A 22,840-nucleotide genomic window follows, 5' to 3' on the forward strand; every position below is an offset into this window, starting at 1 on the left:
AGATGGCTTTATAGCGATAAATATGAAATAATACAAGAAATCCTACACATGCAACCGCAGGTTGACAAATCTTAAAGCCGGGTATCTGGTGTGCAACCGATGGATATTGTATGCTGAGAACGTCAAAAAAAGAAATGCTTTCCCATAATGGAAGGCAGGAAGGAGAAAAAAGATGATTCTGGCAGACAAAATAATGAATCTGAGAAAAAAGGCAGGTTGGTCCCAGGAGGAACTGGCAGAACAGCTGAATGTAACAAGACAATCCGTTTCTAAATGGGAGGGGGCAAGAGCAGTTCCGGATATGGAAAAGGTAGTACAGATGAGCCGTATTTTTGGTGTAAGTACGGACTATCTCCTGAAAGATGAAATAGAAGAAGATAATCCGGAAGACAATGTACAGGTCATTTCAGAACAGCCACTGCGTAAAGTGACTATGGAGGAAGCCTCTGAATATTTGGAATGTAGCAAGAAATCAGCACCTAAAATTGCTTTTGCTACTTTTTTATGTGTTATATCCCCTATTACATTGTTACTTTTGGGTGGATTAAGTGAAACAAAAATCATAAAACTTACCGAAAATTCTGCTGGGGGAATTGGATTATGTGTCCTTTTATTGCTGGTTGCTTCAGCTACAGGGATTTTCATATCCTGCAGTGCAAAAGTGAAATGTTATGACTTTCTGGAAAAAGAGCCTTTTGAGACGGAATATGGGGTGACTGGGATGGTAAAGGAAAAGAAAAATCAGTATCATCCAACCTATGTACGCCTGAATCTTATAGGAACCGTATTCTGTATTCTTGCTGCAGTACCGCTGTTTGCTGTTATGAGCATTGCGGACAAAGATATCTTCTATATAAATGCAGTTTGTCTGCTTTTACTCATGGTGGCATGTGGCTGTTATGCGTTTGCGTATGGAGGCACACGAAACAGTGCAATGGAAAAGCTGCTGGAAGAAGGGGACTATACACGCAGCAGAAAAGCAAAGAAAGGATTGATCAGTGCTGTTTCGGTAAGCTATTGGCTGATCGTGACGGCAGTATTTCTGGCAGCTATACTGCCTGCTAAAAGCAGCTATAAAGGTAGCAGTTGGATCATCTGGCCTATTGCAGGTGTTCTTTACGGAGCAGTAGCATCTATCCTGAATATTTCATTCAAACATAATGAATAAAATGGTTTGGATTTCAAAACAATCAAGTTTGATTTTGGAAGATTCTTTTGAAAAATATTAGAAATCGGTCACAGGATAATCACAGTTTTTCTTTATGATAGCAGGTATGTAAAGGGAGGTTATCATGACTGATAAAGAATACTATGACTTGGTCCAGCCGTATCATGATGCAATGAAGCTTTTACTTACCAGGTTGGAAGTGTTAAACCATACGATTTATCCATCCGCTGCCAGTAACCCGGTACATACCGTTCAGTCTCGCATCAAGAAGAAGGCAAGCATTGAGGAAAAGCTGATGCATCGGGGGCTGGAGCCTACAGTTGATAATGCCAAGAATGTTTTGCAGGATATTGCAGGTGTGCGGATCGTCTGTTATTTTACTGGAGACATCCACAATCTGGTGAACATATTAAAGAAACAGCCGGATCTGATCTTCATAAGAGAGCGGGATTATATTGAGAATCCTAAGCCTAATGGATACAGAAGTTACCATATTATTTTTGGAGTAAATGTTTGCTGTCTGGATGCAGTGGAATACTTTCCTGTGGAGATACAGTTCCGTACTATTTCAATGGACTTCTGGGCAGCTATGGAGCATAGGGTATCTTACAAAAAGGCATATGCTAATAAAGAGCAGAGAGTGGAAGAATTACTCAGATATTCCAATACTCTTGAAGAGATGGAAAAGGAATTTGAGAAATATAATGATAATCCACGGCTTTAAAGACTTGCATAATCAGAAAATCGTGGTACAATAAGATACGGACGAAAGGCGGATTCCGAAGAGTTCGCCTTTTCGTTTAAATACAGATTGGCACTCGATGTGAATGAGTGCTGATAAAATGAGGCTTGATTTTGCATGATTAAGGCCATAAGGAGGAAACATGTATGATTAGCATACCCATTTATGATTTACTGGTATTGCCAGAGGTTACATTTTACTTTAAAAAAGATATGTTTCCCGGAAATGAAATAACCACGGAAAATGTTGGGGAAGATATACTTTTTCTGATGCTGAAGACAGATAAAAAGCCCCATCAGATACAACCGGAAGACATCTATCCGATTGGAGTGCTGGGGAAGATTGAGGCCTTAGGAGAGGATGACACTGTTAAGATCACTACCATAGAAAGGGTAATGCTGAGTCAGATCCAGGCTACAGAGATCGGGATTACAGCCACTTCCGTTCCATATCCGGAAGAGAAAGATATTGATCCAGATGAAGAGGCTGAGCAGTTCAAGAACATGAAAAAAGAATTGATGAGCTTTGCAAAGGATCTGCAGTGGGGGATCTGGGCAAGAGGTGTGATCTATCACTGGCAGAGCTTTGATGAGATGGCCTGTGCCCTTTCCAGCTACTTTGCATCTTCCTGGGAAGAAAAATATAGTTTTCTTGAACAGCAGTCCAGAAGTGAACGTATCCATAAAATCAAAGAAACTGTATATGAACTTCTGGAGATCTTCCGGGTCAGTCAGGAAGCAGAAAGCGCCCAGAAGAATTCTAATGAACAGATGTACCGTGAGTCTGCCCTGAAAAAACAGATTGAATTTCTTCAGAGACAGCTGGATGAGATGCATCCTGAGAATATCTCGGATGTACGCAGATTTGAGAAGAAAATCCAGGAGTCTGGCATGAATCCGGAGGCAAGGAAGGAAGCCGAAAAGGTTCTGAACCGGATGAAACAGGAAGGAAAAGATGGTCATGAATACGGACTTTTGTATGATTACCTGGATTTTGTTACCAGTCTTTCCTGGAAGGAAGAAGAAATGCCTTCTATAGACCTGGCAGAAGCCGAAAAGATACTGGATGAAGACCATTATGGCCTGAAAAAGGTAAAAGAAAGGATCATCCAGCAGATTGCGGTTATGGCGCTTAATAAAAAACAGGCTGGATCCATCCTGCTTTTTGTAGGTGCACCTGGTACAGGTAAAACAAGTATAGGTCAGAGCATAGCCAGAGCACTTCATAGAAAATATGTAAGGATCAGTCTTGGAGGTGTTCGGGATGAAGCGGAGATCCGTGGACACAGACGCACATATGTGGGCGCTATGCCGGGACGTATCATGGAGGGAATGCGAAGAAGCGGAGCGCAGAATCCGGTTATGGTGTTGGATGAAGTGGACAAACTGACTAGAGATTATGGCGGAGACCCATCCAGTGCACTTTTAGAAGTTCTGGATCCGGAGCAGAATTCCAACTTTACAGATCATTATATGAATGTACCATATGATCTGTCTAATGTGCTGTTTGTATGTACAGCCAATTCTACTGATACTATACCGGAACCTCTTCTGAACCGTATGGAAGTTATTCAGTTCCCCGGATATACACAGATCGAGAAATATCATATTGCCAGGGAACATCTTCTTCCAAAAGCAATGAAGAGTATGGGACTGCGTAATCAGAACCTGAAAGTGACAGACGAAGCCATATTAAAGATCATTGAAGAATATACGGCGGAGGCGGGAGTAAGAGGCCTTAAACGTCAGATCGATGTTCTTTGCAGATGCGTTGCTGTAAAATTGGTAAAGGGTGAGCAGAAAAGCATTACTGTCAGCGAGAAACGCCTGCCGGAGTTCCTTGGGAAGAAGGGCATCTATCATGAAAAGATCCAGGAGGAAATGCAGCCGGGAGTTGTAACCGGACTGGCCTGGACCAGAGCAGGCGGGGAAATCCTTTTTATAGAAACTTCCTTTACAAAAGGCAGCGGCAAGGTGATCATCACCGGGCAGCTGGGAGATGTGATGAAGGAGTCAGCACAGATTGCAGTTACTTATGTGAAGTCACTTTTCCCGGAACGCGCTGAGAAATTTGAAAAGAATGATCTCCATATTCATGTTCCTTCTGGTGCTGTGCCAAAAGACGGTCCGTCAGCAGGGATTACGCTGGTAATTGCACTTGCATCCCTGGTAACTGGAAAGACTGTGGATCCACAGATAGCCATGACCGGAGAGATTTCTTTGAGAGGCGGTGTTATGCCTATTGGAGGTCTTCCCGAAAAACTAATGGCAGCCCAAAGAGCCGGAGTTAAGAAGGTGTTTATTCCATATGACAACATAGAGGATCTGGAAGATGTGGCAGAAGAAGTGAAAGAAAAGATTCAAATCTGTCCGGTAAAGAAAATCAAAGAAGTGCTGGACCAGACCCTGGGCTTACAAAAAATGTAAAATTATTCTAGATTACAAATTCAGCAAAGAATATGCTATAATAAAACAACGAAACAGAAAAACTGTTTAAGCTGTAACTCACACAGAGTTTATGGAGGAAAAGTTATGAAGAAAGCAAAATTATTAGGAACATTATTATGTGCCGCATGCCTTGTTACAGGAAGCATTGCTCCTTCCGTACCGGTTATGGCAGATGGCATGAATGTTGTTACACTTGGAGCAGACCTGACACAGGATCAGAAGAACACCATGCTGAAATATTTTAAGGTCAGTGCTGATTCTGTTCAGATCATCAATGTTACTAATCAGGATGAGAGAGAGCACTTAAGTGCCTATGTTCCCATCGAGCAGATTGGTACCAGGACAGTCAGCTGTGCTTACGTTAAGCCTACCACTTCCGGAGGAATCAAGGTACGTACTGCTAATCTGAACTGGGTTACCTGTAATATGATCGCCACCAGCCTTTCTACTTCCGGGGTGAAGAATTGTGAAGTAGTTGCTGCGTGTCCGTTCCAGGTATCTGGTACAGGAGCCCTTACGGGGATCCAGATGGCCTATGAGTCAGCCAGCGGTGAACAACTGGATTCCACCAAGAAGCAGATCGCTACAGAGGAGATGGTTGTTACAGGTAATCTGGCTGAGGATATCGGACAGAACAGTGCCACTGCTGTGATCAATCAGGCGAAGACCCAGATCATTGCAGACGGTATCCAGGATGCGGATCAGATTTATAACATTGTTGTGAATATTGCAGATCAGAACGGAGTTGCTCTCTCTGATGATCAGCTTCAGACGATCGTAAGCCTGCTTCAGGAGATTGCACAGCAGGATTATGATTACAGCGATATGGAAGAGACACTGGAGCGTGTCAATGATAATGTTACCGGCCAGGGAGATACCACTTCTGATGATGATCCGGACAGTATTGTGAATAACGTAGATGAGAGCGTGCTTGGTGATGATGTGATCGCTGATTCCACAGAGGATCCTTCCCTTGCTGAGAAGACTGGCGATGACGGTTTTGCACAGGATACCAATACTGATGCTTCCGCAGACGGCACCACAGACAATAGTGCTGACACCAGTACAGACAATAGTACAGATAGCAGCACAGATAACGGTACCGATGTAAATGGTGATTCCGTAAATTCTTCAGATATTCCTGACGGGGATGAGATCCTGAATATTTCTGAAGTGAATACAGATTTCCTGACAGACGATACCAAAGCACTCTTTGAGAAAGCCAAGACTTTTGGCAAGGGAGAGTATGAAGGTGATACAGAGGCACTTCAGGAGGCTATGGGATCAGATGCTGTATGCACAGTGACTCTTGACAGTGATCAGGGTGAGAAGCTGTATAATGCCGTTCTTACCAAATATCTGGAGATCCTTGGTAATGGTACAGGATCTTATGTTCCTACCGGTAATGAAGAGTATCTGACTACTGAGCTTAATATGCTTCAGGAAGACCTGAAGGTGATCTTCGGTATTGATCTGACAGATGACCAGAAGGCAGAGGCTGGTGATAAGGCAGATATCCTTGGCGATAATGTTTCTTCTGACGATAAGAACACCTTGTATAAAGATACCATGAAGTTCTTTGAACAGCTGTATGGTGAGACCAGCATGGAAGAGACAACTGAGAATACAGATGCAGCAGTACCGGATAATACAGATGCATCTTACGATACAGAAGGGACAGACACATCCATGGATAATACAGATGATACTACTATGGATGAATCTGATATGACTCCTGCTGAAGGAGACGATATGGTTTACGATGAAACCATCAATGAATAACTGTCCCCTTAAAAATAGTTAAAATTGACCATTGCCAAATCCACAGTTTCCAGGTAATATGTTGCCAGACCGGAAGGAACTGATTCAGGTTGATCCAGTCAGTCCCTGTAAGGGAGGCATATAAAGGAAAAGGAAAGGCAGTGACTAATATGAATAACAAAGAGACATCAACAATCATGAAACTTGCAGAGACTGCGATTCTTGCAGCACTTTGCTACGTATCCTTCACATTTTTACAGATTAAGATCCCTGTTCCAGGTGGCGATGCTACATCTCTTCACATCGGAAATGCATTCTGTGTACTTGCAGCATTGCTTCTTGGAGGTGTTTACGGCGGTATGGCCGGTGCTGTGGGCATGACTATCGCAGATCTGATGGATCCGGTTTATATTACAGGAGCTCCGAAAACATTTGTTCTGAAACTATGTATTGGTTTGATCACCGGTCTGGTGGCACATAAGGTTGCAAAGATCAATGAGAGTACAGATAAGTCATACGTATTTAAATGGAGTCTGATTGCTTCTGTTGCTGGTCTGGCATTTAATGTTGTGGCAGATCCGGTTGTAGGATTTTTCTACAAACAGTATATACTGGGACAGCCACAGGAGATGGCTGCCGTTCTTGCCAAGCTTAGTGCAGTGACCACCTTTGTGAATGCAGTTGTTTCTGTGATCCTGGTTGTGTTCATATACAATGCACTTCGTCCGGCACTGATCAAGATGAATCTGATCCAGATCCATCCGGTACAGAAGGATAAGACAGTTTCTGCAAACTAAGTATTTTAGTAACTATTCAGTAGGAAAGAATTTATGAGGGTACTGAGCAGTTATGCTTTGTTTACTGCCACATCTTACAGGTGTGGCAGTTTTTTCTTATTTATGCGAAATACTGGAAAAAAGAAAAAGAGTGTGATAGAATGTTTCAATAAATATGCGTTTGGTGTGAAAACACCACAAGCATGATTACAGTAATTATTTAGCAGAAAGTATTTTGCGAGAGTACTGAACAGTTACGAATTACACAAAGGAGAATATATATGGGTCTTGCTGTTGTCAGTTTGAAAAAAGGAGAGGGCAGGCTGTTAAAATCCGGTGGGATGTGGATTTTTGACAATGAAATTGCTACGATCATGGGAAGTTTTGTGAATGGCGATATTGTACTGATTCATGATTTTGACGGATATCCTTTAGGAAAAGGATTTATCAATACCAATTCCAGGATCACAGTCCGGCTGCTGTCAAGGAATGAACAGACGGTGATCGATGAAGTGTTTTTTGAAAAAAGAGTACGGGATGCCTGGGAATACCGTAAGAAAGTGGTAGATACCCGCAGCTGCAGAGTGATCTTTGGCGAGGCAGATTTCTTCCCGGGACTTGTAATTGATAAGTTTTCTGACGTGCTGGTGGTTCAGTCCCTGGCACTGGGAATTGACAGATATAAAGAAATGATCATAGAGCTTCTGAAAAAGGTTCTGAAAGAAGATGGTATCCAGATCCGTGGCGTATACGAGAGAAGTGATGCCAAGGTTCGTCGCCAGGAGGGGATGGAACTTGTAAAAGGCTTTATTGGACCGGAATTCCCAACTCTTGTGGAAATTGAAGAAAATCAGGTAAAATATCAGGTTGATGTAAAGGATGGTCAGAAAACAGGATTTTTCCTTGACCAGAAATATAACAGGCTTGCAATCCAGAAGCTTTGCAAGAATGCCAAAGTGCTGGATTGCTTTACTCATACAGGTTCTTTTGCATTAAATGCAGGGATCGCAGGTGCTTCCAGTGTATTAGGGGTGGATGCATCAGCTCTTGCCGTGGATCAGGCAGCTGCAAATGCCAGGTTGAACGGTCTGGAAGATCGGGTACAGTTTCTATGCAGGAATGTGTTTGAGTTACTGCCTGAATTGGAGGAAAAGGAAGAAAAGTTTGATGTGGTGATCCTAGATCCACCTGCGTTTACAAAGTCCAGAAGTTCCATAAAGAATGCAGTGAAGGGCTACAGAGAGATTAACCTGCGTGCGTTGAAGCTGGTGAGGGAAGGCGGTTTTCTGGCCACCTGTTCCTGTTCCCATTTTATGGATTATGAGCTTTTTACACAGACGATCGGGCAGGCAGCACGAAGTGCTCATAAGCGGCTGCGTCAGGTAGAATACAGGACACAAGCCCCGGATCATCCAATTCTGTGGGCAGCAGATGAGTCCTATTATCTTAAGTTTTACATTTTTCAGGTATGCAGTGACAGATAGACCTTTACAGGCTGGGATCAGGGAAAGAGACAGACTGAATAAGGAAAGAAGGATTTCATGAAAGACAAATTTTACAGATTCATGCAGGGACGTTACGGAGTTGACCAGTTTGCAAAGTTTACCATGGGTGTGGCACTGGTTTCTATTGTGCTGGCGATTTTTGTAAACACAGGAAGCAGCGCAGGTTCTCTTTTGGATATGTTAGGCCTTGTAGCCATTGTGTATACATATTTCAGGATTTTTTCCAGAAATATTTCCAAAAGAGCACAGGAGAATCAGAAGTACCTGTCAGCTACTGCCAAGCTGCGTCAGAGACTGAACAAAGAAAAGAATATGATGAAACAGAGAAAGGACTACCATATTTATACTTGTCCTTCCTGCGGACAGAAAGTCAGGATTCCAAGAGGAAAAGGAAAGATAGAGATCAGCTGTCCAAAGTGTCATAGCAAATTTGTGAAGAGGAGCTGATATGTTCGGATATATTGTGGTAAATAAGCCGGAATTAAAAATTAAAGATTTCGCTTTATACAAATCCTTTTATTGTGGGCTTTGCAGGGAACTGAAAAGAAAATATGGGGTTTTCGGACAGCTGTCCCTTACCTATGATATGACCTTTGTGGCACTTCTACTTAGCGGATTATATGAGCCTGAGACAAAGAAAGGAACCACCCATTGTATCCTGCATCCTGTTCACAAAGAGACAGTACGGAAGAACCGTTTTACAGAATATGCAGCAGATATGAACATCATCCTTACCTATTATAAGTGTGTGGATGACTGGAAAGACGATAGGGATCTTTTGAAGCTTGCATATGCAAAGACCCTGAAAGGGAAGAACCGAAGGCTTTCTGTCGAATACGATAAAAAGGTGCACAGGATCATCCAGCTGCTGGAACAGCTATCGGATCTTGAAAAGAAAGATGAGAAGGATATTGATCAGGTATCCGGTATTTTTGGAAAGATCATGGCTGAGATCTTTGTGTATCAGGAAGATGTGTGGGCAAATACTCTTCGGAAGATGGGTTTCTATTTTGGAAAGTTTATTTATATTCTGGATGCGTATGATGATGTGGAAGCAGATCTGAAAAATGGAAATTATAATCCTTTTTCAAAGCGCTTTAAAATAAAAGGGTTTGAGGATGAGGTACAACAGCTTCTCATCATGATGCTTGCAGAAGCCTGTCGTGAATTTGAAAAACTACCTATTATAATATATGGAGATATTCTGAGGAATATTCTGTATTCCGGGGTATGGGTAAGGTTTGAGGCGATTACCAGAAAAAGGAGAGAAGAACAGGAGAAAGAACATGTTTGATCCATATAGTGTTCTGGGAGTATCACAGGATGCCTCAGACGAGGAAATCAAAAAGGCATACAGACGTTTAAGCCGGAAATACCATCCGGATGCGAATATTAATAACCCTGACAAAGACAAGGCTGAAGAGAAATTTAAGGAAGTTCAGCAGGCCTATGACCAGATCATGAAAGAACGGGAATATGGAAGCAGAGGGGCTGGCAGTTATGGAGGCTTTGGAGGTTTCGGTCAGCAATCCGGTGGGTACGAAGACGAGGAGAGCATCCGCAGGCGTGCTGCGGCTAATTTTATCCAGAGCGGACATTATCAGGAAGCTGTGAATGTACTGCAATCCCTTTCCCAGAGAAACGGAGAATGGTATTATCTTTCATCTATGGCCAATATGGGACTTGGTAATAATGTAAATGCCAGAAACGATATAGAGCAGGCGATTCGTCTGGATCCTGGCAATTCCCAGTATCAGATGCTGAAGAACCGGATGGATGGGGGCGGTACCTGGTACCGGCAGCAACAGGATCCATTTGGAGGCATGCCTATGGAGGGCGGCGACATGTGCTTGAAGATGTGTTTAGCCAGTACAGCTTGTAATCTGTGCTGTCCGGGAAGTGGTGTGATCTGCTGTTAAAGGCAGGATTTTCGGAACAGACGGTTATAATAGAGATAAAGAGGAGAAAAAATAATGAGTGTTAGAATTGGTATTTTAGGTTATGGAAATCTTGGCCGTGGTGTAGAATGTGCCATCAAACATAATCCGGACATGGAGCTTGTGGCAGTATTCACGCGCCGTAATCCGAAGGATGTGACTATTCTTACAGAAACAGCCAAAGTCTATTCTGTTAATGATGCAGAAAAAATGAAGGATCAGATCGATGTTTTGATCATCTGCGGAGGCAGTGCTACAGATCTTCCTATACAGACACCAAAATATGCACAGTGGTTTAATGTGATCGACAGCTTTGATACACATAAGAGGATCCCGGAGCATTTTGCGGCAGTGGATAAATCCGCATCAGAAAATGGACATGTTGGGATCATTTCTGTTGGCTGGGATCCGGGTATGTTTTCGCTGAACCGTATGTATGCCAACGCAATTCTTCCTGGAGGCTGCGATTATACATTCTGGGGCAAAGGAGTAAGCCAGGGGCACTCTGATGCTATCCGCAGGATCGAAGGCGTGAAGGATGCCAGACAGTATACCATCCCGGTAGAAGCTGCACTTGAATCTGTACGAAATGGTGAGAATCCTCAGCTTTCCACAAGGGAAAAACATACCAGAGAGTGCTTTGTGGTGGCTCAGGAAGGAGCAGATCTTGCACGTATTGAACGTGAGATCAAGACCATGCCAAATTATTTTGATGAATATGATACAACTGTTCATTTTATTTCAGAAGAAGAATTAAAGAAGAACCACAGTGGTATTCCTCACGGCGGTTTTGTGATCCGTACCGGAAAGACCGGATGGAATGATGAAAACAGCCATGTGATCGAATATAGCCTGAAGCTGGACTCAAATCCGGAATTTACTTCTTCCGTACTGGTTGCTTATGCACGGGCTGCGTATCGGATGAATCAGGAAGGACAGAAAGGATGTAAAACAGTTTTTGATGTGGCACCAGCCTATCTTTCTGCTATGAGCGGAGAAGAACTAAGGAAGCATCTTCTGTAATTTTTGGGGACATCCACCTCATTGGAAAATGTTACAAAAAATAAAATTTAAAATTGTTACAAATGTTAAAAAAGAGCAAAGATTATTATCAATCTTGCTCTTTTTTTGCTAAGAAATAGAAAATAAATATTGTGAAAAGTTTACATACTTATACTTTTGTATTGACGATTAAAAAATACCGTTGTATAATCTATTACATAAAGCTGTAACAATTTTGTAAAAGATTAAAGGCGATATCATGTTTAGATAAGAAAAGGAAGATTAAGTATGCGAAACGTATGTAAGAAATTTAAGATTTGGGGAGTGCTTTTGCTACTGATTTTGGCTGCAACAGGATTTTCTGCCCATAAGTCCCAAACAGAAGTTGAAGCTGCTGTTAAAACCGGATTTCGGACGTATAGCGGGAAGACATACTATATTGATCCAGATGGAAGCAAGCACAAGGGCTGGCTGAACCTGAATGGTAAGAAATATTATTTTAACCGTAAGACTGGTGTTCAGGTCAAGGGCTGGGCACAGGATCGCAAGGGACGTAAACGTTATTTTACAAAAGGAACTGGCGTTATGGTCACTGGCTGGGTGAAGGTATCCAAGGGAAAACGCAGATATTTTAACCCACGTACTGGCTACATGCAGACCAAATGGCTGACTTTGAATAATAATAAATATTACTTTTTCGCAAAGTCAGGGATCGCAGCTACAGGATTTTTAAGAGATTCTAAGAGAAATACCAGATATTTCTACAAGCCCAGCGGTGCTATGGCTGTTGGATGGGTCAGTGCGTCAACAGGTACTGTGAGATATTTCCAGTCTTCTGAGAAGTCCTCTTTGGATGGGATCATGGCAGTTGGCTTTACCCAGATCAATGGGGCTACATATTATTTTGCTTCCGGTACAGGTAAGATGGCTACCGGATGGAATGATATTAAGGTAGGAAAGAAGACTAATAAGTATTATTTTGATCCTTCGTCCGGTGTGATGTATACAGGAATACAGACAGTGGACGGGGTACAGCAGGAATTTGGAGAAGATGGTATTTATATAGGACAGGCTGTGAACGACCCTAATGCTACAGCTTCCACTGGCACAAAGACCATCAAGAATTATCTGGCAGGTGCTCTTCAGCCTGTAGGGCAGGCTTTGTATGTATGGGGCGGCGGCTGGAATGATTCTACCCGTAAGGGTGTAAGTCCTAAATGGAAACAGTGGTATAATAAGTGGTTATCCAATCCATCCGGATATGATTATAACAATTACCGTGACCTGACAGCTGTCAACAGAGCAAAGGGTCTTGACTGTTCCGGTTTTGTGGGCTGGTCTGCTTATCAGGTTATGCAGTCCCAGTCTAATGTAGGATCAGGCTATACAGTTGTATCCGGTGAGATCGGTTCTTATTATAAGAGTATTGGATGGGGTACGATTGTGAATCAGTCTTATCTGTCAAAGACCGAATGGAAAATGAAGCCGGGTGACATTGGATATAATAGTGGCCATACATGGATCGTTCTTGGACAGTGCAGTGATAAGAGCTTAGTGATCATACATTCTACGCCTCAGGCAGGATGTCAGATTGCAGGTACTACCACTCCTACTGGTAATTCTAATAGTGAGGCAGTTGTTCTTGCCAACAAGTATATGGCTAAATATTCTGGATTTACTAAATTTAATTACCATCCATCTTGCGGCAATTACATCCGTAATGGTAATTACCTTAGATGGAAGAGCAGCGTACTCAGCGATCCGGATGGGTATGGGAATATGACTGCTGACCAGATTCTGTTGAATCTGTTTGGATATTAAGATTGAACCGGAATGCAGAAGGCATTCTTGGATACAGCCACGCAGGCGCAGGGAAGACCGGCCTGTGTGGTTTTTTTATATCAGCTGGGAGCACCTTTGATATTTGTTGCACTTTAATTTCTATTTGTTACAAAAAAATTAAATTTATTAAAATTAGGGGTTGCAATGATGGTAACGATATGTTAATATGTATAAGAATTAAAAATAATGTTGCAGAAATATTACGTATTAAAACAATAAAGTTACGAGGGTGATAATCATGAAGAAAAGAATCGTATGTCTCACACTTGCACTAATGATGTGTGGTACACAGGTAGTAAGCGTAAGCGCTTCCAGAGAAGATGATCTGAGAGAAGAACAGGCTTGGACAAGCCAGCAGCTGGATGCTACATATGCTCGCATGAGTGCACTCTGGGATCAGAAGCAGCAGCTGGAGGGCGAGATCGCAACACTGGATGCCAATCTTGTAGATGTGATGGTCAATATACAGACTTTAGAGACAGATATTTCCAATAAAGAGACTGAGATCGTGAAAACAAAACAGGATCTTGGCAAAGCACAGAAGGCAAAAGAAAAACAGTACGATGCAATGAAAAAGCGTATTCAGTATCTATACGAAAAAGGCGGAAGTGATGCCTGGTTCCAGATGATGATGAATGCAGACAATCTTGCAGATCTTCTTACAAGAGCAGAGTATACACAGAAGATGTATGAGCAGGACAGAAAGAGCCTGGAAGTGTATTCTAATACTATTGAGCAGGTAAAGCAGCTGGAGGAAAAGTACACTGGTGAGAAGGCTGAATTAGAAGGCATGAAGCAGGAGTACGAAGCTGAGTCACAGAATCTTCAGGCACAGCTGGATGAGAAGAGAGCTACTTCCGCAGACTGTGAGAATGAGATCGCATATGCACAGCAGCAGGCTACTGAGTACGCAAATCTTCTTGCAGCACAGCAGGCTGAGATCGAGCAGCTGGAGGCAGAGCGTATCGCAGCAGAAGAAGAGGCAAGACGCCAGGCAGAAGCAGCAGCTGCTGCACAGGCATCTAATGATGGTGATTATGATTCTACCCAGTATGATGAAGAAGGAAATGCAGTAAGCAGTTCTGAATCATCAGGCTCTGGTGAGACTCAGTATGATGAGTATGGTAATGTGATTGATTCTGAGAATACAGTAGATCCAAGCGAATATCAGAGTTCTTCTGAGTCAAGCTCCTCTGATTCTTCTTCCAGTTCCAGTTCTTCATCTTCTGGCTCTGGTTCAGGATCTTCTGTTGTAAATTATGCTACTCAGTTTGTTGGCAATCCATATGTATGGGGCGGCACCAGCCTTACTGGTGGTGCAGACTGCTCCGGATTTGTACAGAGTGTATATGCTAATTTTGGCGTCAGCCTTCCAAGAACTTCTTATGAGCAGCAGAATGCTGGAACAGAAGTTTCTTATGCAGATGCACAGCCAGGAGACCTGATCTGCTATGGCGGTCACGTGGCAATCTACATGGGCAATGGACAGATCGTACATGCTTCCAATGCGAAGGATGGTATTAAGATCAGTAATAATGCAGCTTACAGAACCATTACCTCTGTAAGACGTCTTGTATAATAGCAAATAGTAAGATATTTAGAACATATCCCCTGAGACTGGAGTGCTTTTATTTGTGCATTCCGGAACTCAGGGATTTTTATTACCCAAATTTCAGATGGCAGTTTTTGGGGGGAGCTTTTTTGGGGGGATAGAAAAATAAGCATTGACAAATATATAGTAAAAGGGTATTATGATACCAGTATAATTCCATATTGAACATATTAAGTGCTGATCATTTCTAGAAGATGACAGAAGAGGGAATCAGGTGAAAGTCCTGAGCGATCCGGTCACTGTAACAGGGAAGCCAATCTCAATATCCCATTGTGCTGATGCATGAGAAGGGGAGAGGAAGCGATGATCCTGAAGTCAGGAAACCTGCTTAGTATGGCGAGGTTAAACTTCCGTGTAAAGTGTAACAACCAACTTCGGGGAATCCGCAGCCCCTTAGTGTTGTCTGCTCTTTAATGGTAGCAGACATTTTTTATGGAATGCGCCTGTTCATGAGAATTATACCGATTAAATGGCAGGCGATACTACTTCGGATGTCCGTTCCCTCCGCGTATTTATGAACGGTTCATTTTCTACCCCGAAGTAGCATCGCTCCCTCTTTTTTACAAGAAAAACAGGAGGCGGATGGAATGGCCGGTGAATATTGGGAAGGCAAAGAATATTCCTTTTTCAGTCATAAAGAATGTGAGTTTTTTCCGTGCCACAAAGGTGCAGACCCACAGGATTTTAATTGCCTGTTTTGTTATTGTCCATTATATGCCCTGGGGGATAAGTGCGGAGGGAATTTTAAATATACGGAAAAAGGCCTGAAAGATTGTACAGGGTGTTTACTGCCGCATAAGCGCAGAAATTATGGTTACGTAACCGGTAAGTATCAGGAACTTGCAAAACTGATGGATGAGATCAGAAGCGTGAAAGCTAATGATAAACAGGAATAATAAAGGCAAGAGTAATAAAAACAAGAATAATAGTGACAAGAATAACAAAGATAAGAGTAATAAAGATATAAATAAGAAAAGCTGTTGTACGGAAAATCTCTGAAAGGAGAATCCATACAGCAGTTTTTTTTATAGAAATTATTCCGTAATGTTCCAATAAAGTAAAAAATGTAATGGAAATACCTATCTAATGCTCCTGTTATATAAAAACCTATCTTTTCATAAGGAAGGAAAGCAGTCTGGGAATCTGGCTATTAAGGATCAGATCCGGTGGAAAATTACAGTCTTTTGCAAAAGCTTCCCCATAAGTAAAATCACCGATGTGAGAGATCCCATGACTGTCACTGGAAAGGAGCACAGGAACCTGATATTGGAGACACAGTTCTAAAATCCTGCGGCAATTAGGCCTGGTATCGCCACGGTATCCATAAGGCGCAAGAGATGCCTCGTTGATCTCCATAAGAACCTGGCTATGTGCGGCAGACCGGATCACGGCTTCATAATCAAGATCATATTGAGTATTATCAATATGGCCGAGAACCTTTACACAGGGATGCTGCATCACATTTAACAGTGCAAGTGTATTGCTCTGTCTGTCTGCGGGACGAAGGTTTTGGATATGCATACTGGCAATCGCATAATCAAGGCCTGAAAGCACATCTGCTGGAAGGTCGATCCGGCCTTGTTCATCCAGGATATTAACCTCTGCACCTAAAAGCAGCTGAATGCCAAAACGCTTCCTGGGGGCTGCGGACAGGCTGCGAAAATAAGAAACAGTACCTGCGCCTATAGTAGAAGGACCATGGTCTGTGATCCCTAAAAGAGAAAGTCCTTTGCATGAAGCTGCTTTTGCCATTTGGGTAATGGTACAGGAGGTGCCATGGCCACTGGCAATAGAATGAGTGTGTATATCTGATAAAAACATAATTAAACAACTCCTTTGCTACCAGTATGACACAGCGTGAAAAGCTTTGTCAATAAAAAAAACAGGTGATTTCCTGAAAAAACAATAAAAACAACATAATAAAACCTTTAAAAACAACATAAAACAACAGATTTACCTTGACTTATTGTGTGGAATGAGGTAGAATCACAATAGAAACAAAATGTTACTGCGAAAAAGGGAGCAGGAAACGCTATATATGCTTAAGGAGGATAAAAAAGCATGGTAAACGAATATGAGATCAAAAAACAGATTTGTGAAATCGGAAAACGTATCTACAACCGTAACATGGTAGCAGCAAACGATGGTAACATTTCCGTAAAACTGAATGACAATGAATTTCTCTGCACACCTACTGGTGTATCCAAAGGATTTATGACTCCGGAGTATATCTGTAAGGTAGATGCTAAGGGAAATGTGATCCAGGCAAATCCGGGATTCCGTCCTTCTTCTGAGATCAAGATGCACATGAGAGTATATCAGAAAAGACCGGATGTAGGATCTGTTGTACATGCACATCCTGTATATGCAACATCTTTTGCAATTGCAGGTATTCCTCTTACACAGCCGATTATGCCAGAGGCAGTTATCGCATTAGGATGTGTTCCGATTGCTGAGTATGGTACTCCATCTACCAATGAGATTCCGGATAGACTTGAGAAATATCTTCCATATTATGATGCAGTTCTTCTTGAGAGCCATGGCGCACTTACCTGGTCAACAGACCTTCTTGCTGCATACATGAAGATGGAATCTGTTGAGTTTTATGCACAGCTTCTGTACCAGTCCAAGATGCTGGGCGGACCAAAGGAATTTGATAAAGAAACTGTTCAGAAGCTTTATGAGATCAGAAGAAAAATGGGCCTTCCGGGCAAACATCCTGCAAATCTGTGCCTGAACAAAGATGGCGTAAACTGCCATAACTGCGGTGGTGGATGTGGTTCTTCTGAAGCGAAGAAAGACGTAGCAGGAGATGCAGATCTGGTAGCACAGATCACTAAACAGGTAATGAAACAGCTGGGAATGTAAGAAAAGTTAGGAGGACAATCTCATGCCAATCAGCGAAAGCATGGTACAGGATATTGTACAGGAAGTAATGGCAAAAATGCAGATTGCAGATGCTCCGTCCGGAAAACATGGCGTTTTTAAAGATATGAACGAAGCGATCGAAGCTGCAAAAAAAGCACAGAAGATCGTTCGTGCAATGTCAATGGACCAGAGAGAGAAGATTATTACCTGCATCCGCAGGAAAACAAAGGAAAATGCAGAAATTCTTGCACGAATGGGTGTGGATGAAACCGGAATGGGAAATGTAGGAGATAAGATCCTGAAACATCATCTGGTTGCAGATAAAACACCGGGTACAGAGGATATCAGCACAACTGCATGGTCCGGGGACAGAGGGCTGACACTTATTGAGATGGGACCTTTTGGTGTGATCGGTGCGATTACTCCTTGTACCAACCCAAGTGAAACAATTCTCTGCAATACAATAGGCATGCTGGCAGGTGGAAATACAGTTGTATTTAACCCTCATCCGGCAGCAATCAAAACATCGATTTATGCAATCAATCTTTTAAATGAGGCCTCTCTGGAAGCAGGCGGGCCTGATAATATAGCTGTAACCGTAGAAAAACCAACACTGGATACAAGTGAGATCATGATGAAGCACAAGGACATTCCGTTGATCGCAGCCACTGGAGGTCCTGGTGTTGTAACAGCAGTTCTTTCTTCCGGTAAAAGAGGGATCGGTGCAGGTGCCGGCAATCCTCCGGCACTGGTGGATGAGACCGCAGATGTGCGCAAGGCTGCACAGGATATTGTGAATGGCTGTACATTTGATAACAATCTTCCCTGCATTGCAGAGAAGGAGATCGTTGCAGTTTCTTCCATCGTAGATGAACTGATGCATTACCTTGTGACAGAGAATGACTGTTATCTTGCTTCTAAAGAAGAACAGGATAAACTTACAGAGGTTGTACTTGCAGGCGGCAAGCTGAATCGTAAATGTGTGGGACGTGATGCCAGAACATTACTTTCCATGATTGGTGTAAATGTACCTGCAAACATCCGGTGTATTGTATTTGAAGGACCAAAGGAGCATCCTCTGATCACCACAGAGCTTATGATGCCGATTCTTGGTGTAGTAAGAGCAAAAGATTTTGATGATGCAGTAGAACAGGCTGTATGGCTTGAACATGGCAATCGTCACTCTGCTCACATTCATTCTAAAAATATTGATAACATTACCAAGTATGCGAAAGCAATCGATACAGCAATTCTTGTAAAGAATGCACCGTCTTATGCTGCTCTTGGCTTTGGCGGAGAAGGCTATTGTACCTTTACCATTGCCAGCCGTACAGGCGAGGGTCTTACAAGCGCAAGCACCTTTACAAAGAGAAGACGTTGTGTAATGGCAGACAGCCTTTGCATTCGCTGACAGGAGGATGGTAGATAATGGATATGAATAATGTAAATATTGAAGAAATAGTAAAACAGGTACTTGCAGGAATGTCAGGAAATGCCTCTGCTCCTTCCAAAGCAGCACCTGCACCTTCAACAGGCAGCATTCCGAAAACAGCAAGGGTTGCTATGTTGACAGCACTTGAGCATTACGATATTAAGGAGTTCCCGATTCCTCCTGTTGGAGATGATGACATCCTTGTAAAGGTAGAAGGATGTGGTATTTGTGGTACAGATGCTCATGAGTTTAAAAGAGATCCGTTCAGCCTGATCCCGGTTGCACTGGGACATGAAGGAACTGGTGAGATCGTTGCCATGGGTAAGAATGTAAAGGCAGATACAGCCGGAAAACCTGTTAAGATCGGTGATAAGGTTGTTACCTGTATGATTTTTAAAGATGATCCTGACATTACAATGTATGATCTGAATAAGAAGAATGTAGGCGGCGCAGATGTTTATGGACTGCTTCCTGACGATGATATTCATCTGAATGGATGGTTTTCTGATTATATCTATATCAGAGGCGGCAGCTTCGGATCTACGTTCTTTAATGTAAGCGATCTGGATTTGGATTCCCGTATTCTGATCGAGCCAAGTGCAGTTTTGGTGCACGCAGTAGAAAGAGCGAAGACAACAGGCATCCTTCGGTTTAACAGCAGAGTTGTTGTACAGGGATGCGGCCCTATCGGTCTGATCTGTATCGCAGTACTTCGCACCATGGGTATTGAAAATATCTGTGCAGTAGATGGAGAACAGAAACGTCTTGATTTTGCCAAGAGAATGGGCGCAAGCATGACTGTAAACTTTAAAGACCACAAGGGTATTGAGGCACTTGCAGGTGCAGTAAAAGATGCATTCGGTGGACATCTTGCTGATTTTGCTTTCCAGTGTACAGGATCCCCGGTAGCACATTCCAATATTTATAAGTTTATCCGCAACGGCGGTGGCTTATGCGAGCTGGGATTCTTCATTAATGGAGGAGATGCTACCATTAATCCTCATTTTGATATTTGCTCCAAAGAGATCACAACAGTTGGTTCCTGGGTATATACACTGAGAGATTATGCAACTACATTTGATTTCCTGAAGAGGGCAAAAGGCATCGGTCTTCCAATGTCAGATCTGATCACAGACAGATTCCCCCTGGAAGAGATCAACGAAGCGCATAAGACCAATCTTGCAATGACAGGACTGAAGATTGCGATCATTAATAAATAACCGGCGGGATAAAGGAGAGAAGAGATGGCAGAAGCTGTAGGAATTTTAGAGGTGTTCGGATTGACAACGGCTTTCGTGGCAGCCGATGCCGGTTGTAAGGCAGCAAATGTCCATCTGGAGGTTTTTGATAAGAACAAACCTGCCAATGCGGACAGCCTGCCAGTACCACTTCTTGTCTGCATTAAATATCGGGGCAGCGTATCGGATGTGACAGCAGCTGTAGAAGCAGGTATGAAAGTTGCAAAAAGCATGACCGGTGTGGTTCAGCATTATGTGATTCCAAATCCGGATACCGGTACAGAAAAAATGTTAAAGATTAGTGCCCTGGATAGGCAATAGACATTGCAGAAATAAAAAAGATACTATACAATACAAGACAGAAGCAACAGACGATAACAATACAGTTTACTTAGATAATTCAGGAGGATTAAAAAATGGCACAGGAAGCTTTAGGAATGGTTGAAACCAGAGGACTTACAGCAGCAATCGAAGCAGCAGATGCAATGACCAAAGCAGCAGAGGTATCTCTGATCGGAACAGAGAAGATTGGATCCGGACTGGTAACAGTTATGGTTCGTGGAGATGTAGGAGCTGTTAAGGCTGCAGTAGAGAGCGGAAGCGCAGCAGCATCCCGTCTTGGAGAACTGGTTGCTACACATGTGATTCCAAGACCACACAATGATGTAGAAAAGATCCTTCCTACCATCTGAAAAGAATCAGGTAATTAAGGAGTTCGCTCATGAATAAATCATATGGCTTTATCGAAATCACAGGTGTTGTGGCGGCTATGGATGCCCTGGACATTATGTGTAAAACCGCAGATGTTCAGCTGGCGTCATGGGAACGCAAGCTGGGCGGACGACTGGTGACGATCATCGTAGAAGGCGATGTGGCGGCTGTAACAGAGGCGGTAGAGACTGCTGTAGCAAAGGCTATCAAGAAACCGGTCAGTTATGCAGTGATCGCCCGCCCCCATGAAGAGATTGTCAAGATAGTGGAATTAAGCGCGAGCCGATGGAAAAAATCTGAAGTACAGGGGGATGAATAATGGCTGACGAGAAAAATACAGCGGAAAATGAAGCCCCGAAAAAGGCTGCCGCTCCCAGGAGAAGAACGGCGAAGACAACAATCAAAAAAGAACCTGTAGAAAGATCACAGACAGATCATAAGGAGGAAAAAAGAATGACACAGGAAGCATTAGGAATGGTTGAAACCAGAGGACTTACAGCATCAATTGAGGCAGCTGACCAGATGTGCAAAGCAGCAAATGTTGCACTTGTTGGAACAGAGAAGATCGGATCCGGACTGGTAACAGTTATGGTTCGTGGCGATGTAGGAGCTGTTAAATCTGCTGTTGAGGCAGGAAGCGCAGCAGCATCCAGACTTGGTGAACTGGTTGCTACACACGTGATCCCAAGACCACATAACGATGTAGAAAAGATCCTTCCGGTTTTAAAATAATCCACAGGATAGAATACAATCGGAAAGAAAGCGGGTGCAATCTTGGAAACCAATAACATTGAGCTGATCACGAAAATGGTGATCAATGCAATCAATAAAAAAGAAGAAAAAGGCAATGGTTTTATGGTGCCTATCGGAGTTTCTGCAAGACACATCCACCTGACACAGGAACATGTAGAGGCACTGTTTGGTTCAGGATATCAGCTTACAAAGAAAAAAGAGCTGATGGGCGGACAGTTTGCTTCTAATGAAACAGTGACAATTGTTGGATTGAAGCTTCGTGCGATTGAGAATGTACGTATTCTTGGACCTGTGCGGAAAGCATCTCAGGTAGAGGTTTCTGCCACAGATGCTATTAAGCTTGGCATGAAGGTGCCTGTAAGAGAGTCCGGTGATGTGAAGGGCAGTGCCCCTATTGCGATTGTTGGACCTAAAGGTGCCATCTATCTGAAAGAGGGATGTATTGTGGCAATGCGTCATATACATATGTCTCCAAAGGATGCTCAGGCAGCAGGAGTCAGGGACGGTGACATTGTTTCTGTGAAGGCAGACAATGAACGTGGAACGATTTTCAATCATGTTAAGATCCGTGTGGATGACAGCTTTACATTAGAGATGCACATCGATACAGATGAGGCGAATGCGGCACAGATCGCTACTGGTAATACCGTAACGATTATCAAGTAAGATCTGATAAAGAACGCAATAATAGTTTTTCTCCTGCAGGGACTGTTCCACAGGGATCCAACAGGATATCTGGACAGTTCCTGCAGGTGGATTTAGAATACTGGAGGTTCATATGATTATAGGCAAAGTAGTTGGCAGCGTGGTTTCTACACGGAAAAGTGAAAAACTGGTAGGCAATAAATTTATGATCGTTGAGCCTGTCCATCATATGAAAGGTGACCTCAGTCAGATCGTTGCCATTGATATTATCGGTGCAGGGATCGGAGAATATGTATTGGTGGCACAGGGAAGCGCAGCAAGAATCGGCTGCGGCGTAGAAACAGCACCGGTGGATGCAGCTATTGTAGGTATTGTAGACGATGGTGCGGGATTGGAGTAAC

Annotated in this window: 23 protein-coding genes and 1 riboswitch; of the genes, 22 read left to right on the top strand and 1 reads right to left on the bottom strand. The window is 42.9% G+C overall.

Annotation, left to right across the window (positions count from 1 at the left end):
- Window positions 1–172: 172 nt before the first annotated feature.
- The 13 genes from OCV61_RS00165 (at window position 173) to OCV61_RS00225 (ending at window position 15,688) form a co-directional block, all read left to right on the top strand.
- Entirely contained in the window at window positions 173–1,168 is a 996-nt protein-coding gene (locus OCV61_RS00165) for a helix-turn-helix domain-containing protein (protein WP_158420021.1), read from the top strand.
- Between the two features lie 124 nt (window positions 1,169–1,292).
- The gene (locus OCV61_RS00170; RefSeq protein ID WP_158420022.1) at window positions 1,293–1,892 is read left to right on the top strand and encodes a GTP pyrophosphokinase; all 600 of its coding nucleotides are present in this window, start codon (window positions 1,293–1,295) and stop codon (window positions 1,890–1,892) included.
- 164 nt (window positions 1,893–2,056) lie between these two features.
- The gene (lon, locus tag OCV61_RS00175; protein WP_158420023.1) at window positions 2,057–4,336 is read left to right on the top strand and encodes an endopeptidase La; all 2,280 of its coding nucleotides are present in this window, start codon (window positions 2,057–2,059) and stop codon (window positions 4,334–4,336) included.
- A 105-nt stretch (window positions 4,337–4,441) separates the two neighbouring features.
- Window positions 4,442–6,139 (top strand): DUF1002 domain-containing protein, encoded by a 1,698-nt coding sequence (locus OCV61_RS00180; protein WP_158420024.1) that lies wholly within the window; start codon window positions 4,442–4,444, stop codon window positions 6,137–6,139.
- 149 nt (window positions 6,140–6,288) lie between these two features.
- Complete coding sequence (locus OCV61_RS00185; RefSeq protein ID WP_158420025.1) at window positions 6,289–6,915, top strand: ECF transporter S component; 627 nt, start codon at window positions 6,289–6,291, stop codon at window positions 6,913–6,915.
- A gap of 260 nt (window positions 6,916–7,175) precedes the next feature.
- The gene (locus OCV61_RS00190; protein ID WP_158420026.1) at window positions 7,176–8,378 is read left to right on the top strand and encodes a class I SAM-dependent rRNA methyltransferase; all 1,203 of its coding nucleotides are present in this window, start codon (window positions 7,176–7,178) and stop codon (window positions 8,376–8,378) included.
- 57 nt (window positions 8,379–8,435) lie between these two features.
- On the top strand, window positions 8,436–8,846 hold the full coding sequence (locus OCV61_RS00195) for a competence protein CoiA family protein (protein WP_158420027.1): 411 nt from the start codon (window positions 8,436–8,438) through the stop codon (window positions 8,844–8,846).
- 1 nt (window position 8,847) lies between these two features.
- A complete protein-coding gene (locus tag OCV61_RS00200; protein WP_158420028.1) occupies window positions 8,848–9,693 on the top strand; it encodes a DUF5685 family protein in 846 nt (281 codons plus the stop codon).
- Window positions 9,686–10,318, top strand: a complete 633-nt coding sequence (locus tag OCV61_RS00205) for a J domain-containing protein (protein ID WP_158420029.1) — start codon at window positions 9,686–9,688, stop codon at window positions 10,316–10,318. Before OCV61_RS00200 ends, OCV61_RS00205 begins: the two co-directional genes overlap by 8 nt.
- 54 nt (window positions 10,319–10,372) lie before the next feature.
- On the top strand, window positions 10,373–11,359 hold the full coding sequence (locus tag OCV61_RS00210) for a diaminopimelate dehydrogenase (protein WP_158420030.1): 987 nt from the start codon (window positions 10,373–10,375) through the stop codon (window positions 11,357–11,359).
- A 267-nt stretch (window positions 11,360–11,626) separates the two neighbouring features.
- Entirely contained in the window at window positions 11,627–13,159 is a 1,533-nt protein-coding gene (locus OCV61_RS00215; protein ID WP_158420031.1) for an N-acetylmuramoyl-L-alanine amidase family protein, read from the top strand.
- 259 nt (window positions 13,160–13,418) lie between these two features.
- Window positions 13,419–14,759, top strand: coding sequence for a C40 family peptidase (locus OCV61_RS00220; RefSeq protein WP_158420032.1), 1,341 nt, complete (start codon window positions 13,419–13,421; stop codon window positions 14,757–14,759).
- Window positions 14,760–14,947: 188 nt separating this feature from the next.
- A riboswitch (cobalamin riboswitch) is annotated at window positions 14,948–15,138 on the top strand.
- Window positions 15,139–15,379: 241 nt separating this feature from the next.
- Window positions 15,380–15,688, top strand: coding sequence for a cysteine-rich small domain-containing protein (locus tag OCV61_RS00225; RefSeq protein ID WP_158420033.1), 309 nt, complete (start codon window positions 15,380–15,382; stop codon window positions 15,686–15,688).
- A gap of 211 nt (window positions 15,689–15,899) precedes the next feature.
- Here the strand turns inward: OCV61_RS00225 and OCV61_RS00230 are convergent, their stop codons facing one another.
- A complete protein-coding gene (locus tag OCV61_RS00230) occupies window positions 15,900–16,613 on the bottom strand; it encodes a phosphatase (protein ID WP_158420034.1) in 714 nt (237 codons plus the stop codon).
- Window positions 16,614–16,853: 240 nt separating this feature from the next.
- Here OCV61_RS00230 and OCV61_RS00235 point away from each other — a divergent pair, with 240 nt between their 5' ends.
- The 9 genes from OCV61_RS00235 (at window position 16,854) to OCV61_RS00275 (ending at window position 22,839) form a co-directional block, all read left to right on the top strand.
- Window positions 16,854–17,660: a class II aldolase/adducin family protein gene (locus tag OCV61_RS00235; RefSeq protein ID WP_158420035.1), complete on the top strand. Its 807-nt coding sequence runs from the start codon at window positions 16,854–16,856 to the stop codon at window positions 17,658–17,660.
- 22 nt (window positions 17,661–17,682) lie between these two features.
- A complete protein-coding gene (locus OCV61_RS00240; RefSeq protein WP_158420036.1) occupies window positions 17,683–19,071 on the top strand; it encodes an aldehyde dehydrogenase family protein in 1,389 nt (462 codons plus the stop codon).
- Between the two features lie 17 nt (window positions 19,072–19,088).
- Window positions 19,089–20,312 (top strand): zinc-binding dehydrogenase, encoded by a 1,224-nt coding sequence (locus OCV61_RS00245; protein ID WP_158420037.1) that lies wholly within the window; start codon window positions 19,089–19,091, stop codon window positions 20,310–20,312.
- Between the two features lie 24 nt (window positions 20,313–20,336).
- Window positions 20,337–20,651: a BMC domain-containing protein gene (locus OCV61_RS00250; RefSeq protein ID WP_158420038.1), complete on the top strand. Its 315-nt coding sequence runs from the start codon at window positions 20,337–20,339 to the stop codon at window positions 20,649–20,651.
- Between the two features lie 95 nt (window positions 20,652–20,746).
- The gene (locus OCV61_RS00255; protein ID WP_158420039.1) at window positions 20,747–21,022 is read left to right on the top strand and encodes a BMC domain-containing protein; all 276 of its coding nucleotides are present in this window, start codon (window positions 20,747–20,749) and stop codon (window positions 21,020–21,022) included.
- A 29-nt stretch (window positions 21,023–21,051) separates the two neighbouring features.
- On the top strand, window positions 21,052–21,360 hold the full coding sequence (locus OCV61_RS00260) for a BMC domain-containing protein (protein ID WP_158420040.1): 309 nt from the start codon (window positions 21,052–21,054) through the stop codon (window positions 21,358–21,360).
- 134 nt (window positions 21,361–21,494) lie between these two features.
- Window positions 21,495–21,773: a BMC domain-containing protein gene (locus OCV61_RS00265; RefSeq protein WP_158420208.1), complete on the top strand. Its 279-nt coding sequence runs from the start codon at window positions 21,495–21,497 to the stop codon at window positions 21,771–21,773.
- Between the two features lie 75 nt (window positions 21,774–21,848).
- Window positions 21,849–22,460 (top strand): phosphate propanoyltransferase, encoded by a 612-nt coding sequence (gene pduL / locus OCV61_RS00270; RefSeq protein ID WP_416796795.1) that lies wholly within the window; start codon window positions 21,849–21,851, stop codon window positions 22,458–22,460.
- Between the two features lie 112 nt (window positions 22,461–22,572).
- Complete coding sequence (locus OCV61_RS00275; protein WP_158420042.1) at window positions 22,573–22,839, top strand: EutN/CcmL family microcompartment protein; 267 nt, start codon at window positions 22,573–22,575, stop codon at window positions 22,837–22,839.
- Window position 22,840 lies beyond the last annotated feature (1 nt).

The sequence above is a fragment of the Blautia ammoniilytica genome, from assembly GCF_025566965.1.
Taxonomy (GTDB): Bacteria; Bacillota; Clostridia; order Lachnospirales; family Lachnospiraceae; genus Blautia_A; species Blautia_A ammoniilytica.